Source organism: Streptomyces sp. NPDC088745 (genome assembly GCF_044751045.1).
GTDB lineage: Bacteria > Actinomycetota > Actinomycetes > Streptomycetales > Streptomycetaceae > Streptomyces > Streptomyces cremeus.
Genome location: NZ_JBIVLB010000005.1, coordinates 168,386 through 184,288 on the forward strand (window position 1 = coordinate 168,386; position 15,903 = coordinate 184,288).

Genomic DNA, 15,903 nt, shown 5'->3' on the forward strand with positions numbered 1-15,903 from the left:
CCGCGGAGGGTGGGCGGGGCGCCGGCCCGCCGCCGGGAGCGGAGTGCGTTCTCGGCGGCGGCGAGCGGGGTCGGCGGAGGGAGTGGGGGCGGAGGCGGTTACTTGGCGGCCATGGCCGTCTTGATGTCGTCGAGGACGGACATCGCGGCCTGCGCGCCGCCGAGGCTGGTCCACTTGGAGCCGTCGATCTCGGTGACGTGCTTGTCCTTGACCGCGCCCAGCTCCTTGTACGCGGGCTTCTCCTTCAGCTCGCCGAAGAGCTTCGCGTCCGGGCCCTTCTGCATCAGCGTGCCGATGAACAGCCAGTCGGCGTCGATCTGCTTCAGGTCCTCGTCGCTGAGCGGCGTCGAGTGGCCCTGGCCCTTCTCGTTCTGGATGCCCGGGCGCTTGAAGCCCAGGTCCTTCAGGATGTCGGAGATGAACACGCCCTGCTGCATGACCGCGGTGCCCTTGGCCGAGTAACGGGCCACCGACACGCTCTTGCCCGCGTTCGCGCCCAGCGCCGTCTTCACCTCGCCGATCTTGGCCTCGTACCCCTTGACGAAGGCGGCGGCCTCGTTGGACTTGCCGAGGACCTTGCCGGTCAGTTCGAGGGACTTCCGCCAGTCCTTCTTCTTGTCGATGGTGATGACGGTCGGGGCGATCGCCTGGAGCTGCTTGAGCACCTGCTTGTCGGCGAGCTGCCCGGCCAGGATGACGTCGGGCTTCGCGGCGAGGACCTTCTCGATGTCCGGGCCGGTGACCGCGCCGACGACCGGGATGCCCTGCGCCTGGTCGGCCAGGTAGCCGGGCGCGCCCTTCTGGCCGCGGCCCGCGGTCAGGCCGACCGGCTTCACACCGAGCGCCAGCGCGGAGTCCAGGTCCATCTCGCTGAGCGCGACGACCTTCTTGGGGGCCTCGGGCACCTTCACCTCGGCGCCCGCGGCGTCCGTGACGGCAACGGTCTTCGCGGCGTTCTTGGCCTGGCCGGAACCCTTGTCGCCGGAGCCGGAGTCGTCCGAACCGCAGGCGGAGAGGGTGAGAGCGGAGGCCAGGGTGAGGGCCGCCACCGCGGTCAGCCGGGCGCGCGGGGTGAGGGTCGAGGACATGTCCGTGATCTCCATGCTGGTGAGGCGAAGTGTTGCCCGGATCGGAAACCGGACATACGGGGTGACTCGGCATGTGTCGGGGCATGGTGAACTGTCCCTGCCGCAACAGGGAGTTCATCAGGCACCCGACCAGGGGTTCCGTGTCGTGGTTAGGTTAGGCTAACTTCATGTTGGTTGCGCAAGAGGGGCGGGTCCGGGAGTCCGGAACCGAACCCCCGACACCGGGTTCGGCGAGACTCCATCGGCCCACGCTCCTGGCGGCCGTCGCCCTCCTGCTGCTCCTGGCGGGACTGTGCGTGCTGTCCCTCCTGATCGGCTCGGGCTCCAACCCGGTCGCCAAGGCCTGGGGGTTCCTCACCGGCGACCCCGCCGCCCGCGCGGACGCGCAGATCAGGCTGGCCGTCATGGACGTACGCCTGCCCCGCACGCTCGCCGGACTGCTCGTCGGCGTCTCGCTCGGCGCGGCGGGATGCCTCCTGCAGTCCGTCACCCGCAACCCCCTCGCCGAGACCGGCCTGCTCGGCGTCAACTCCGGTGCGGCGCTCGGCGTTGTGATCGGACTCACGTACTTCCACATCACCTCGGCGTACGCGGTCCTGCTGTGGGCCCTCGTCGGCGGCATGGCGGCGAGCGCCGTCGTCCTGCTCCTCGCCGCCTCCGGCCGGGCCGCCGGCTCACCGCTGCGGCTCGTGCTCGCCGGGTCCGCGCTCGGGGCGACCTTCCACGGAGCCACCTCGTACGTCCTGCTCGGCACCCAGTCGACGTTCGACACGTACCGCTACTGGACCATCGGCTCCCTCGCGGGCATCGAGACCAAGGACACGGTGCCGCTGCTGCCGCTCGTCGCGGTCGGGCTCGCCGTGGCGTTCCTGTGCGTACGGCCGCTGTCCGCGCTCGCGCTGGGCGACGACAGCGCGCGCTCGCTCGGGCACCACCCGGGGCGGATCCGGCTGACGGTCGCCGTCGCGGTGACGCTGCTCGCCGGGTCGGCGGTGGCGCTGGCCGGCCCGATCGCGTTCCTCGGGCTGCTCGCGCCGTACGCGGCACGGCTGGTCACCGGGCCCCGGATGGGCGGGCAGTTGCTGCTGTCGGGTCTGGTCGGGGCGTGCGTGATGATCGTCGCCGACCTGCTGGCCCGGGTCGTGATCCGGCCCTGGGAGACCCCGGTGAGCGTCCTGCTGGCGTTCATCGGCGGGCCGTTGCTGATCTGGATCGCGCGGTCGCGCCACATGTCGACGGCGGGGGCGAGCGCATGAGCGCCTTCACGGAGAAGCCGAACGGGGGCGAGCGCGCGGGTGCCTCCACGGAGAAGCCGAACAGGGGCGAGCGCCCGGGTGCCTCCACGGACCGGCCGAACGGGGGCGTGCGCGCGGTGTCGTACGACACCAGCCTCACCCCGCCCGACTCCACCCCGCTGCGGTACGGCGCGTTCTCCTGGCTCTTCCCCCACCGCAGCGCCCTCGCGGCCGTCGGACTCGCGGTGCTCATCGGGGGCATCGTCACCCTCGCCGCGTTCGCCAGCTCCACCGGCATGAGCCTGGGCGACAGCCTCTCCGGGCTCCTGGGCACCGGCGACAGCGCCACCGTCATGCTCGTACGGGACTTCCGGCTGCCCCGCATCGCGGTCGGCCTGATGGTCGGCGCGGCCCTCGGCATCGCGGGCTGCCTCACCCAGACCCTGGCCGGAAACCGCCTGGCCACCCCCGATGTCATCGGCGTCAACGACGGTGCCACGGCGGCCGTCGTCGCCACCGTCGTCGGCTCCTCCACCGGCATGATCGGCGACTGGTGGCTGGGACCGCTCGGCGCGGCCGCCGCCGCGATGGTCGTCGTCGCCTGCGCGGGCGGGGCCGGGCACGCCGGGTACCGCGTCCTCGTGGTCGGCATCGGCGTCTCGACGGTGATCGGCGCGGTGACCGACCTCGTCATGTCGCGGGAGAACGACAACACCGCCGGCGGCGTCTTCCTGTGGACGGTCGGCTCGTTGAACGGCCGGGACTGGGGGGTCGGCACGTCCCTGGTCTACCTGCTGCTGCTTCTCGTCCCGCTGGCGCTGGTCGCGGGCAGCAGGCTGCAACTGCTGCGGTTCGACGACGACATGGCGGCCACGCTCGGCGTGAACGTCTCACGGGTACGGGCCGTCACCCTGGCCCTGGCCGTGGTGCTCTCCGGCATCGCCGTCGGCATCGGCGGCCCCATCGCCTTCGTGGCCCTCGCCGCCCCCGTGCTCGCCGCGCGCCTCAGCGGCCCCACCCGGGTGCCGGTCCTGGGCTCCGCACTCGTCGGCGCGGCACTCGTCGCGGGCGCGGACGCGCTCGGGCGGGTCGTCGCGCCGGTGGAGATTCCGGTCGGAGTCGTCACCAGCGTCCTCGGCGGGCCCTTCCTGCTGTGGGTCCTGTTCGGCAAGAAGTCAGACCGTCCTTCGCAGACCGGAAAGGCCTGAACCCCGTGGAACTGACCGTAGAGGCGCTCACCGCCGGATACCCGGGCCACCCCGTCGTCGACGGCGTCGACCTCACCGTCCCCAGCGGCCGGGTCGTCGCGATCGTGGGACCCAACGGATGCGGCAAGTCGACACTGCTGCGCACCGTCGCCCGGCTGCACAAACCCGAGTCCGGGACGGTACGGGCCGGCGGGGAGGACGTCTGGGCACTCACCCAGCGCAAGGCGGCCCACCGGATCGCGCTGCTCGCACAGTCGCCGCAGGCGCCGGAGGCGGTCACGGTGGCAGGGCTCGTACGGTACGGGCGCCACCCGCACCAGGGCCTCTTCCGGCAGTGGTCCCGCGAGGACGAGGCGGCCGTGCGGGCGGCCCTGGAGGCGACGGGCACCCTGTCGCTGGCCGAGCGGCGGCTCGACCAGCTCTCCGGCGGGCAGCGGCAGCGGTGCTGGCTGGCGATGGTGCTGGCGCAGGAGACCCCGATCGTGCTGCTCGACGAGCCGACCAGCGCGCTGGACCTCGGGCACGCGGTGGAAGTGCTGTCGCTGGTGCGGGAGGTCGCGGCGGCGGGGCGGACCGTGGTGATGGTGCTGCACGACCTGGCGAGTGCGGCGCGGTACGCGGACGTGGTGGTGGCCATGAACGGGGGCCGGGTGGTCGCGCACGGGCCCGCCCGGGAGGTGGTCACCGCGGAGCTGGTGAAGGAGCTGTACGGGGTGGAGGCGGACGTGCTGGAGGCGCCGGGGGACGGGGCGCCGGTGGTGGTGCCGAGGGCGGGGGCGCTGAGCGCGGTCGGCTGAGCCGGCGCGCGGCGACACACCGCCCACGGGCCCGCCCCTCGCCCTGGTCCCCTTGGGCCGCACCTCCCCTTCCCTCCCCAGGCGGCGCCCATCCTTCTCCCCGGGGTCTCAAGCTCCGCAGCCGCAGCCCCCTTCCGCCCCCATCCCCTTGTGCTTTCGCAGCCGCCCTCCCCCCCTCGGGCTCCGCAGCCGCCCTGCCACCCCCGTCCCCTCGGGCGTCGCAGCCGCCCTGCCTCCCTCGCCGCCTTGGGCGACGGGGCCGCCCCAAGGGGGCGGAACGGGCGGGCAAGGGGGCGGCCCCTCCCGCTCCCGGCCCACCCGGGTGCCGCCCCTGTCCGAGCGCCTGTGCCGGACGCGCGACCCCGCCAAGGCCGAGAGCTCAGCCCCGGCACCGGATGCCTCAGCCCCGTTCTGCTCACGCAGGAGAGGCCCCGGACCCGCCCCTTTCCCTAAAGCGCTCGCCGCGCGGCCACCACCGGTTCCCGTGCGGATGCGTCGTGGCTGGGCGCGCAGTTCCCCGCGCCCCTGCAGGGGCGCTGCCCCCGGTGGGAGCCGTGCGGGAGCGTTGAGGGGCGCGCAGTTCCTCGTGGCCCTAGCGGGGTGGCGCAGGGCGCCTGCGGATGGACAGGTCCGTGGCGGTCCAGGCGAGGGAGAGGGCGCCCTCCAGCATGGTGCGTTCGGCGGCCGCGGTCGCCGCGGCCGCGGTGAATTCCGGTTGGTGGGGGCCGCAGGACGAGGCGCCGATGTCCAGGACGGGGTGGATCGAGGGCACCGCGTGGGAGACGTTGCCCATGTCGGTGGAGGCGAAGGGCCCGCGGACCTCCGGTTCCGGGCGGCCCAGGGCACGGGCGTTCGCCGTCCAGAGGGCGACCAGTTCCGGGTCGGAGCGGAAGTCGAGGTAGTCGGGGGAGGGCTGGGCGAGGGTCAGCTCGCAGCCCGCCGCCAGGGCCCCCGCACGGAAGCAGTCCTCGACCCGGGCGCGGAGCGCGCGCAGCTCGGGAGCCGAGGGGGTGCGGAGCGCGTACGCGGCGTGCGCGTGGTCCGGAATTGCGTTGAGGGCCGAGCCCGCCGACGTCGTGATGCCGTGGACCTTCCAGTCCGCCGGAAGGTGCTGGCGGAGCAGGCCGAGGGCGACCTGGGCGACGGTGAGGGCGTCCGCCGCGTTGCGGCCGTCCTGGGGGTTCATCGCGGCGTGCGCCGACTTGCCCGCGTACGTCACCTCCAGCGAGCCCATGGCGTACGAGTGGAAGTCCGCCACGTCGAACGGACACGGGTGGATCATCATCGCCGCGTCGACCCCGTCGAACGCCCCCGCGTCCAGCAGGAGCACCTTGCCGCCGCCGCTCTCCTCGGCGGGCGTGCCCAGGACGCGTACGGTCAGCCCGAGTTCGTCCACGAACGGGGCGAGGGCCAGCGCGGCCCCCACCCCGGCCGCCGCGATCAGGTTGTGGCCACAGGCGTGACCCATGCCCGGCAGCGCGTCGTACTCGCAGGCCAGCGCCACCGTCACCGGGCCCGAACCGACCGTCGCGGCGAAGGCGGTCGGCAGACCGTAGGCGGGGGCTGTCACCGTGAGGCCGTGGGCGCGGAGGAGTTCCGTGCACCACTCGGCCGCCCGGTGCTCCTCGAAGGCGGTCTCCGGGTGGGCGTGGATGCGGCGGCTCAGTGCAGTACGAACTGGGCAAGGTCATCGCCCTCAGCTCACCCCGCGACGCCGCCGAGCACCTGAAGGCGGCCCTCGGCCAGCCGGGGCTGACCGACGAGCAGCAGGCCGACGCGGTGTTCCTGCTGTCCCAGGCGCTCACGCACAACGACCAGATCGCCGAGGCGGGCCAGATGGTGGCCGAGGCGGCGGCCGCCGCACCGCCGGGACCGCTGCGGATGCGCCTGCAGACCGTGCAGTTCCTCTGGGAGGGCGTGTACGCCACCGAGCGCGACGGCCCCGCCAGATCCCTCCGGCTCAAGGAGGCGGCCGCCCGGGTCACGGGCAGGGACACCACCGAGCAGGCCCTGCTGATGCTGCGCGCGTTCGACGCGACCGCCATCGGCGAGGACTGGCAGACCGTCGTGGAGATCGGCGACCGCGCCCTGGTCAACGGCAGCCTCCCCGACGGCCTGAGCTGGACGGACCTCACCTGGGGCTTCGAGGCGCCCGCACTGCTGGGCCTCAGTTACGCCTTCGCCGACCAGCTCGACCGCGCCGAGGCCCTGTTCGGAGAGGCCCGCCGGGCGTTCACCGAGGCGGGCTGGAGCGGCGGCCACCTCGCCTTCGCGTACGTCCTGACCGGTTACCTCCAGCGCAGGCGCGGCAACCTGGTGCGCGCCGAGAAGGACCTGAGGGAGGGCGTGCGGCTCGCTGAGCGCATCGGGCACGGCCTGCCCATGCACTGGGACGCGGTCTGCATGCTCATCGACACGCTGCTGGCCCGCGGCCTGTGCGGAGAGGCCCAGAAGGTCGCCGAGGCGTCCAAGTTCGAGGCTCCGTACCCCACGACCATTCTGATCCCCGACGCCGCGTCCGTGCGCGGCAGGCTGCTGCTGACCCAGGGCCGCACCAAGGAGGCCATCGCCGAACTGGAGGCGGCCGGCGCGGCGTTGCAGGCCCGCGGCAGGCACAACACGGTGTTCGCCCCGTGGGCCCTGGACCTGGCCCGTGCCGTCGCGCCCACCGACCCGGACCGGGCGGCCGAGCTGGCGGCGTACGCGCGGGAGAAGGCCGAGCGGTTCGGCACGAACACCGCGATCGGCGAAGCCATGCGCTGCCAGGCGGAGCTGGCCCGGGGGCACCGGAAGGCGGAACTGCTGCGGCGTGCGGTGGACCTGCTCAGCTCCTCGCCGTGCAAGTACGAGCACGCGGCGGCCCGCGTCGAGTGGGGCATCGCCACCCGCTCCCGCGCCGAACTGGAGAAGGGCCGCGCGCACGCGGTCAACTGCGGGGCCGCCGCCCTGGTCAAGGCTGCCGACCAGGCCCTGCGCGAGCTGGGCTTCCTGCGCGGCGACGAGTAACGCCTCGCGTCCGCCCGGCGCGGCTGGTGCGCCGGGCGCGTCTCCCGCGCCGTCGTGCCATCGCCGTGCCGCCGTCTCGCCGTCACCGTGCCGCCGTCGCGCCGGGAAGCCCCGGGCGGCCTACTTCTGCAGGTCCTTGTGCGCGTTCTCCGGCAGCCGGAAGAACACCACCGACGAGACCAGGCACAGCGCGGCGACGTACCACGGGAACAGCCCCGGCCTGCCGATGTCCTTGAACATGGTCCCCATGTACGGCGCGGTCCCGCCGAACAGCGCCACCGTCAGCGAGTACGGGAACCCGATGCCCGAGGCGCGCACCTTCGCCGGGAAGATCTCCGCGTTGACCGCCGCCGAGATCGAGGTGAACCCCGTCAGCAGCACCATCCCGGCGCAGCTCACCAGCACCAGCGTGCCGAACGACACGCCCCCGTCGACGACCCGCAGCAGCGGCACGATCAGCAGCGCGAACCCAAGACCCGAGAACACCAGCAGCGGACGCCGCCCGATCCGGTCCGAGAGCAGCCCGCCCAACGGCTGGAGGACGGCGAAGAACGCCAGCGAGATCGTCCCCGCGAGCAGCGCGTCCGACTTGTCGAAACCTCCGTTGAGCTCCGCGTACGTCGGCAGGTAGGACGTCCACGTGTAGTACGAGATGGTGCCGCCCGCGGTGATGCCGCAGATCAGCAGCGACTGACGCGGGTACTTGCGCAGCGCGTCGAACAGGCCCGGCCGCTCGGTGCGCTCCACCGGTGCGTGCGTCTCGTGCGCCCCGCGACGAATCCAGAACCCCACCAGGCTCAGCACCGCGCCGAGCAGGAACGGCACCCGCCAGCCCCACCCGTTCATCTGCCCGTCGCTCAGGTTCGACACCAGCAGCGCGGCGATCCCGGACGCGGCGAGCTGCCCCGCGGTCGTGGACACATACTGGAAACTGGAGAACAGCCCGCGCCTGCCGGGCCCCGCCGACTCCACCAGGAACGTCGTCGAAGCGGCGAACTCCCCGCCCACGGACAGGCCCTGGAGCAGCCGCGCCACCACCAGGACCACCGGCGCGAGCACCCCCACCGACGCGTACGTCGGCGTCAGCCCGACCAGCAGACTGCTGCCGCCCATCAGCAGGATCGTCACCGTCAGCGCGGTCCGCCGCCCGTGCCGGTCGGCGACCGCCCCGAGCAGCAGCCCGCCGACCGGCCGCATGAAGAACCCGACCGCGAACACGGCGAAGGTCGACAGCAGCGGCACGAGCGGACTGCCCGCGCTCCTGGGGAAGATCTGCGCGGCGATGAAGGTGGAGAGGAAGGTGTACGCGTACCAGTCGTACCACTCCACGGCGTTGCCCACGGAGGCCGCGAGCAGTTGCCTGAGGGGTTTGCGGACGGGGTTCGGCGGCGCGGCCGGCCTGGTCGTCTCAGTCATGATCAGGACCCTCGCGGAATCGGGGGAGCCGCACAAGGGTCTTTCGTGAAGGCGGCGTTAAGGACTGTCGCTATGACCGGGGAGACATCCGGCGCCGATCGGCCGTCCGCGCTGACTGGCGCATCAGTCGGTGCCGCAATCCGCTGGCAGCGCACGATGCGCGTTGAGATTTGCTCAATACCTGCGTACGGTGGCCGACCATGCAGCAGCCCGAGGCCCCGCCCCCGGTGCGGGAACCCCCGCCCGACTCCGCCGCCGCGGTCGCCGCCCGCGTCCGGGAGGTCGTCGCCGCCGCGGGGGTCAGCCAGCGCGAGTTCGCCCGGCGGGTGGTGATGGACCCTTCGAAGCTCTCCCGCTCGCTCGGCGGCACCCGTCGCTTCACCGCCGCCGAACTGGCCCGGATCGCCGACACCGCCGGGGCGGACGTGGGGTGGCTGCTGGGGGCGCGTGCCCCGCAGACCGCACCGGTACGGCGTGGCGGCCGGGCGGCGACCGCGCCCGAGGGCGGCCGGCCCCGCCAGATCGTGCGGGAGACCGTCCGGCTGATCGCCGAGCGCGGCTTCCACGCCGTGCGGGTCGCCGACATCGCCGAGGCCTGCGCCACCAGCACCGCGGCCGTCCACTACCACTTCCCCGGCCGGGACGACCTGCTCGAAGCCGCCGTCCGCTGGTGCATGGACGAGGACACCGCCCGCCGGGCCGCCCGCGCCGACGACCCGGACCCCGCCGCCGAACTGCACCGGCTCATCGAACTCCAGGTCCCCTACACCGAGCAGCAGCGCCGCCAGTGGCTGGTCTGGGTCGACCTGTGGGCCGAGGCGGCCCGCTCGACCGCCGTGGGGCGGCTGCACGTCGACTACTACCGGCAGTGGCGGGACACCGTCGCCGACGTCCTGCGGCGCGGAGTCGACCAGGGCGTCTTCCGCCCCGGCACCGACCCGCAGACCGCGGCGCTGAGCCTCACCGCCCTCATCGATGGGCTCGCCGGCCAGGTGCTCGCGGCCGCCCCGGACGGGGGCGGCACCAGCGCACGCGCCATGCACGACGCGCTCCTGGCCCATGTCGCCGCCACGCTCACCCCCTGACGCAGCGTCAACATCCGTCGTACACAAGGAGATTCACATGGCCGAAACCGCCGTCAACCAGAACGTCGTCATCACCTGCGCCCTCACCGGGGCGGGCGACACCGTCCGCAAGAGCCCGCACGTCCCCGTCACCCCGGAGCAGATAGCCGCCTCCGCCGTCGAGGCGGCCGAGGCCGGGGCCGCCGTCGTGCACATCCACGTCCGCGACCCCGAGACCGGCGACCCCTCCCGCGACCCGCGCCTCTACCGTGAAGTCGTCGAGCGGATCAAGGAGACCGGCACCGATGTCGTCATCAACCTCACCGCCGGCATGGGCGGCGACCTGGTGGTCGACCCGGACCAGCCGCTCAAGGGCTTCCCGCTGCCCGGCACCGACCTGGTCGGCGGGCTCGACCGGCTCCCGCACGTCGAGGACCTGCTCCCCGACATCTGCACGCTCGACTGCGGCTCGCTGAACTTCGGCGACAACCTCTACGTCTCCACCCCCGACATGCTCCGCGCCGGGGCCCGGCGCATCCAGGAGCTGGGCGTACGGCCCGAGTTGGAGATCTTCGACACCGGCCAGCTGTGGTTCGCCAAGCAGCTCAGGGCCGAGGGGCTGCTGGACGACCCCACCGTCTTCCAGCTCTGCATGGGCATCCCCTGGGGCGCGCCCGCCGACCCCGGCGTCCTCCAGTCCATGGTCAACCTGCTGCCCGACGGCGCCCAGTTCGCCAGCTTCGCCCTCGGCCGGATGCAGATGCCGTGGGTGGCCCAGTCCATCCTGCTCGGCGGGCACGTCCGGGTCGGCCTGGAGGACAACCTCTACCTCGGCAAGGGCGACAAGGCCACCAACGCCCGACTCGTCGAGCGTGCCGTCACCATCACCGAGTCGCTGGGCTCCCGGGTCGCCACCGCGGACGAGGCCCGCACCGTGCTGGGCCTCAAGCCGCGCGCCTGAAGTCCGGCTGGCCTAAGCCCGACTGCCGGAAAGCTCCCTTGCCCGAAAGCTCCATTGCCTGAAAGACCCATTGCCTGAAAGTCCGTCACATCTGTTCCGCAGCACGAGGAGTTTCCCCCCACCATGACCTCCCCCACACCCCCCTGCGCCCCCGAGGACGTGCGCCGCGTCGCCTGTGTCGGCGCCGGTGTCATCGGCGGCGGCTGGGTCGCCCACTTCCTGGCCCGCGGCTACGACGTCACCGCCTGGGACCCCGCCCCCGACGCCGAGCCGAAGCTGCGCCGCCTCGTGGACGCCGCCTGGCCCGCACTCACCCGGCTCGGCCTCGCCGAGGGCGCCTGCGCGGACCGGTTGACCGTCACCGCGACCCTCCAGGAGGCCGTCGCCGACGCCCAGTTCGTCCAGGAGAGCGCCCCCGAGAAGCTGGAGCTGAAACGCGACCTGCTCCGCCGGCTCGACGCCGCCGCCCCCGCCGGAGTCGTCATCGCGTCCTCCACCTCCGGCTACCCGATGACCGACATGCAGACCGAGGCCGCCGACCCCGGCCGCCTCGTCGTCGGCCACCCCTTCAACCCGCCCTACCTCATCCCCCTGGTCGAGGTCGTCGGCGGCGAGCGCACCAGCGCCGGGACCGTCGCCTGGGCGTCCCGCTTCTACGAGGTCGCGGGCAAGTCCGTCATCACCATGGACCGCGAGGTCCCCGGCTTCATCGCCAACCGCCTCCAGGAAGCCCTGTGGCGCGAGGCCCTGCACATGATCGCCAACGGTGAGGCCACCGTCCGCGAGATCGACGCCTCCATCACCGAAGGGCCCGGCCTGCGCTGGGCCTTCATGGGACCGATGCTCACCTTCGCCCTCGCCGGCGGCGAGGGCGGCATGGCCCACATGCTCGACCACTTCGGCCCGTCCCTGAAGTCCCCGTGGACCCGCCTGGAAGCACCCGAACTCGACCGGAAGCTGTACGACGCGGTGGTCGCCGGATGCGACGAAGCCGCCGACGGGCGCACCATCGCCGACCTCGTCGCCGAACGCGACCGGGGCGTCATCGACGTCCTGCGCGCCACCGGCCGCCTGCCGCGGCAGCGCACCGCGGGGGAGGCGGCCGAGTGAGCGGCGAAGCACGCGTCGGGGACCGCCAGGACGTCACCGACACCACCGAACTGGACTGCGTCGTCGACTGCCTGCCGCTCGTCCACCACACGGTGCGTCCCGAGTGGATCGACTACAACGGCCACATGAGCGAGGCCTTCTACGTCCTCGTCTTCGGGTACGCCACCGACGCCATGATGATCGAGACCGGCCTGCACGCGGGCTACCGCGAGACCACCGGCTGCTCCCTCTACACGGTCGAGGCACACCTCCGCTACCTCGACGACGTACCGGAGGGCGCCCGCCTGGCCGTGCGCACCCGGGTGCTGGGCGTCGCCGCGAAGAAGGTGCGCTTCGCCCACGAACTGTTCGTCGTGGACACCGCGGTCTCGGGGGAGGCGCCCATGACCCTGCCGACCGAGGCCGAGCCCGTGGCCACCACCGAACTCCTCGCCCTGCACGTCGACCAGGCGGCGGGCCGCGCCACCGGCTTCCCGGAGATCATCCGCGAACGCCTGGCGAGCCTGACCGAGGACGCCCCGTCCTGGGCGGGCCGCTCCATCGCGGAGGTCCCGGCGGCCGCACCGGCCGCTGCCGACGCCCGGTAGCGGTCAACCGGCCCGGGCATCGCGCTCCCGGAGTGCCCGGGCGGGCCGGGGCCGCGCGTGCTCAACCGGCTCGGACGTCGCGCTCCCGGTGCAGTTCGGCGGTCACCAGCAGCCGTATCTGCGCCTCCACCCAGGCGTCACGGACCGCCGTGACGCCCCGGGGGAGCGCGGCGGGAACCGCCCGCACCAGACCGGCGGCCCGGTCCAGCCCGCACCGGGCCAGCCGGTCCCCGGCGTCGTCCAGCGCGGACAGCACGGACGGCGGCGAACTCCGCAGCCCGTGGTGCGCGGCCTCGGCGAGCGCCGTCAGCGCCCGGCCGACCGCCGTGGCCACGTCGTCGTCCGCCCGGTGCGTGGCGGGCCCGCCCACCGGCGGCGGCACCCGGTCCGCCGACGCGGGCACGGAGCCGGACGCGGCCGGTGCGAGGTCCGGCACCGTCACCCCGGCCGGCGTCAGGACGGCGAGCGGGTCGATCCGGACGCGGCCACCGGCCCGGGACAGCACCCCGCTCACCCACCGCGTACCGGCGCCCTCCGCCAGCGCGTCGGCCAGGACGTCCAGCGCGTCCGGGCACCGCGGGTCGTACCCGGCGCTCAGCACGGCCCCGTTGCCCGCCGCGTCCCGCACCTCGGCCGACAGCCGCTGCCCGGCCGGGTCGTACGCCACCGGGCCCACCCACGAGAGCTCCACCACCCGTACGGTCTCCGCCGCCACCCGCGGGCGCAGCAGCCGGGGCGGCCGGCGGTCCCAGTCGGCGGTGTGCGCCACCAGGTCCCGGACCAGAAGGGGTTCCGGCAGCGAGGTCCAGGCCGAACCCACCGCGACGACCGTCGTCGTGGCGACCCGGCTGCGGCCCAGCACCAGCGCGCGGCCCGCCGTGCGCCGGGCGCTCTCGCTGATCAGACTGCCCGTGGCGAGCGCCCGCAGGGTGGTGCCCAGCACGCGCCGAGTCCCGACGTCGGGGCCGCTCGGCGGCGGGGTCCCGTCGCCCTCCCGTGCCGTCCACTCCTTGCGCAGCACCAGCACGACGCCCGCTTCGGGGTGTGCGAAGAACACCTCGGCGCACGTCGCCGGGCCCGCGCCGCGCACCCGGCAGCCCAGGGCGACCAGCCGGACCCGGCGCAGCGCGGTCTCCCCGGCCTCCCGCACGCCCAGCACGTCGGCGTACGCACCGGGACCGGCGGCGGCGACCCGGTGCCGGGCGTACAACTCACCGGCCAGCGCGGCCAGGTCCTCGGCCCGGTGGGCGGCGCTGCGGTCCCCGTATGCCTCGACCTGTGCGGCGAGGTCGGCGACGACCCCTGCGGGCCAGTGCAGTCCGGCCGAGGCCAGGGCCGTGCCGCTCGACCGGAGGGAGCCGCCGACGAGCGGGCCCGCGTGGGCGACGCCGTCGGCGAGGAGGTCGTCCACGGCGGTGACCGCACGGTCCAGGGCGGTGCGGGCCGCGCGGGACGGGTGGTGGCCGCCGCCCACCTCCAGCCGGACGGGAGCGGCCGCCCCCGGCTCGGCGGGCCGCGCCCCGGCCGCCCGGAAGGCCCAGACGGCGAGCGCCAGCATCTCGCCGCGCAGCGCGGGGGAGGCGTCCGTGAGCGCGTGGCCGATCTCGCCGGGCACGGGGAACCGCACGGTGCAGGTGGGCAGTTCGACCCACGGTTCGGGTGCGGCGGGCGTGGCCGGATGCACCTCGGCGGTGTACCCGCCTTCGAAGACCCGCCGGGCCCGCGCCAGCGCCCGCGCGCCGACGGCGGCAGCGAGCGCCTCGTCGCCGAACGCGCCGGGGGACCAGGGAGCGGGCGGCTCCCCGTCGGCGGCTGCGACCGTCCCCGGCCCCGCGCCCGCCGTCCGCTGGTGCGCCAGGACCAGGCCGACGAGGTGCCGGCAGGTGCCGGGCGCGGCGCACGAGCAGCGGCCGCGGTCCAGGCCCGCGCCGGGCGGCAGCTCCGTCTGCGTGCCGTCCTCGTGCACGGCCCGTACGAGACCGTCGTCGGCGACCGAGACGTCCGGCCCCGCCCCCGCGTCCAGGTCCTTCGTCGCGCGCTTGACCAGACCCCGGTTGGCCAGCGAGGCGAGCGTGTCGGCGGAGAGGGCCAGCAGGTCCGCCCGGACGGCCGCTCGTACCGTCATCGCCCCGCCAGCCGCTCGGCGACGAACACGGCGAGCTGCCCCGGTGTCATCGCCCCCATGTGGGCCCCCGCGTCCGCGAGCCGTTGGCCCAGCTCCCTGTCGTACGCCGGGTTCGCGTCCTCGTCGAGGGCGGCCAGCCCGAGCACGGTCGTGCCCTGCTCGACCAGCCCGCGCACGGTCCGCACCAGGCGGTACGGGTCGCCGCCCTCGTGGAAGTCGCTCACCACGGCGAACACGCACCGCCGCGGGTTCTCGACCAGGCCCGCCCCGTAGTCCACGGCCCGCGCGATGTCGGTGCCGCCGCCGAGCTGCACCCGCATCAGGAGCTCCACCGGGTCCGTGACGTCGCCGGTCAGGTCGACGACGGAGGTGTCGAAGGCGACCAGACGGGTCTTCAGCCCCGGCAGCCCCCACAGGCAGGCGGCGGTCACCGCCGAGTGGATCACGGAGCCCGCCATCGAGCCGGACTGGTCGACGAGCAGCACCAACTGCCACTGGTCGAGGTGGCGTGCGGTACGCGAGTGGAAGTGCGGTTTCTCGATCAGCAGCCGCTTCTCCCGCGGGCGGTAGTGCGCCAGGTTGGCCCGGACGGTGGCGCGGAAGTCGAAGTTCCGGGCCACCTGGCGGTTGCCGGGGCGGCGCGAGCGGGTGCCGTGGAAAGCCTGCCGGATCTCGGGGCGCAGCCGCTCCGTCAGGTGCCGCACCACCTCCGCCACGATGCGCCGGGCGAGCCGCAGCACCTCCGGGTTCATCAGGTGCTTCGTGCGCAGGACCGCCTTGAGCAGGGTGGCGCTGGGCTCGACCCGTTCCAGGACCGCCGGGTCGGTGACGATCTCCTCGATGCCGTAGCGCTCCACGGCATCCCGCTCCAGCCGCTCCACGGTCTCCTTCGGGAAGAGCCGGTGCACCTCGTCGAGCCAGTCGACGGCCGTCACCGCCGACGGTCCGTGCCCCGCGCCACGACCGCGCTCCGCACCGCCACCGGCGCCCCGGGCGCGCCGCACACCGCGCCGGGCGAGGTCCGGGTCCCGCCCGTACAGCCACTCCAGGGCCGCGTCCCGCGCCGCCGCCCGCCCGGCGAGCCCGCCCGCGGGGCGCTCGGCGGGCTCGCCCAGGATCAACCGCCACCGCTCCAGCCCGGCGTCCCCGCCCCGGTCGTCGCCACGTCCGCCCGCGCCACTGCCGTCGCCGGCCGTGCCGGTACCGGCGTGCGGGGCCGGGGCCGCCGCGGTGCCGTGCTCCTCGGCGGCCGGTTCGTCGTCGCTCATCGCGGTGCTCCTTCCTGCGGCCGTCGGTCGTCGTTCAT

Annotated in this window: 12 protein-coding genes and 1 pseudogene; 8 read left to right on the forward strand and 5 right to left on the reverse strand. The window is 74.3% G+C overall.

Annotated features, from left to right (window positions below; genetic code table 11):
* Positions 1-98: 98 nt before the first annotated feature.
* The gene (locus ACIP93_RS16045; protein WP_401759187.1) at positions 99-1,103 is read right to left on the reverse strand and encodes an ABC transporter substrate-binding protein; all 1,005 of its coding nucleotides are present in this window, start codon (positions 1,101-1,103) and stop codon (positions 99-101) included.
* Positions 1,104-1,255: 152 nt separating this feature from the next.
* On the opposite strand from ACIP93_RS16045, the gene ACIP93_RS16050 reads away from it, so the two are divergent.
* From ACIP93_RS16050 to ACIP93_RS16060, 3 genes are read left to right on the forward strand one after another with little or no spacing between them, the layout of a single operon-like run.
* Complete coding sequence (locus ACIP93_RS16050; RefSeq protein WP_401759190.1) at positions 1,256-2,344, forward strand: FecCD family ABC transporter permease; 1,089 nt, start codon at positions 1,256-1,258, stop codon at positions 2,342-2,344.
* Positions 2,341-3,531, forward strand: a complete 1,191-nt coding sequence (locus ACIP93_RS16055) for a FecCD family ABC transporter permease (RefSeq protein WP_401759193.1) — start codon at positions 2,341-2,343, stop codon at positions 3,529-3,531. Before ACIP93_RS16050 ends, ACIP93_RS16055 begins: the two co-directional genes overlap by 4 nt.
* A gap of 5 nt (positions 3,532-3,536) precedes the next feature.
* A complete protein-coding gene (locus tag ACIP93_RS16060) occupies positions 3,537-4,328 on the forward strand; it encodes an ABC transporter ATP-binding protein (protein WP_345218508.1) in 792 nt (263 codons plus the stop codon).
* A 592-nt stretch (positions 4,329-4,920) separates the two neighbouring features.
* Here ACIP93_RS16060 and ACIP93_RS16065 read toward each other — a convergent pair.
* Positions 4,921-6,000 (reverse strand): annotated as a pseudogene (locus ACIP93_RS16065) (M20 family metallopeptidase); the annotation flags it as partial.
* Between ACIP93_RS16065 and ACIP93_RS16070 the strand changes: the two are divergent.
* The gene (locus ACIP93_RS16070) at positions 5,994-7,334 is read left to right on the forward strand and encodes a hypothetical protein (protein ID WP_401759195.1); all 1,341 of its coding nucleotides are present in this window, start codon (positions 5,994-5,996) and stop codon (positions 7,332-7,334) included. The pseudogene ACIP93_RS16065 and the gene ACIP93_RS16070 overlap by 7 nt on opposite strands.
* A gap of 120 nt (positions 7,335-7,454) precedes the next feature.
* Here the strand turns inward: ACIP93_RS16070 and ACIP93_RS16075 are convergent, their stop codons facing one another.
* The gene (locus tag ACIP93_RS16075; protein ID WP_401759198.1) at positions 7,455-8,750 is read right to left on the reverse strand and encodes an MFS transporter; all 1,296 of its coding nucleotides are present in this window, start codon (positions 8,748-8,750) and stop codon (positions 7,455-7,457) included.
* A 200-nt stretch (positions 8,751-8,950) separates the two neighbouring features.
* Between ACIP93_RS16075 and ACIP93_RS16080 the strand changes: the two genes are divergently transcribed.
* The 4 genes from ACIP93_RS16080 (at position 8,951) to ACIP93_RS16095 (ending at position 12,472) form a co-directional block, all read left to right on the forward strand.
* A complete protein-coding gene (locus tag ACIP93_RS16080; RefSeq protein ID WP_401759201.1) occupies positions 8,951-9,835 on the forward strand; it encodes a TetR family transcriptional regulator C-terminal domain-containing protein in 885 nt (294 codons plus the stop codon).
* 37 nt (positions 9,836-9,872) lie between these two features.
* Positions 9,873-10,775 carry a 3-keto-5-aminohexanoate cleavage protein gene (locus tag ACIP93_RS16085; RefSeq protein WP_401759204.1) on the forward strand — a complete coding sequence of 301 codons (903 nt, stop codon included), beginning with the start codon at positions 9,873-9,875 and terminating at the stop codon, positions 10,773-10,775.
* Between the two features lie 123 nt (positions 10,776-10,898).
* Positions 10,899-11,885: a 3-hydroxyacyl-CoA dehydrogenase NAD-binding domain-containing protein gene (locus ACIP93_RS16090; protein ID WP_401759207.1), complete on the forward strand. Its 987-nt coding sequence runs from the start codon at positions 10,899-10,901 to the stop codon at positions 11,883-11,885.
* A gap of 50 nt (positions 11,886-11,935) precedes the next feature.
* Positions 11,936-12,472, forward strand: a complete 537-nt coding sequence (locus tag ACIP93_RS16095; protein ID WP_345219081.1) for a thioesterase family protein — start codon at positions 11,936-11,938, stop codon at positions 12,470-12,472.
* Positions 12,473-12,533: 61 nt separating this feature from the next.
* On the opposite strand, the gene ACIP93_RS16100 is transcribed toward ACIP93_RS16095, so the two are convergent.
* Both ACIP93_RS16100 and ACIP93_RS16105 read right to left on the reverse strand, forming a co-directional pair.
* Positions 12,534-14,597, reverse strand: coding sequence for a hypothetical protein (locus tag ACIP93_RS16100; RefSeq protein WP_401759210.1), 2,064 nt, complete (start codon positions 14,595-14,597; stop codon positions 12,534-12,536).
* Entirely contained in the window at positions 14,594-15,865 is a 1,272-nt protein-coding gene (locus tag ACIP93_RS16105; protein WP_401759212.1) for a VWA domain-containing protein, read from the reverse strand. Before ACIP93_RS16105 ends, ACIP93_RS16100 begins: the two co-directional genes overlap by 4 nt.
* Between the last annotated feature and the right edge of the window lie 38 nt (positions 15,866-15,903).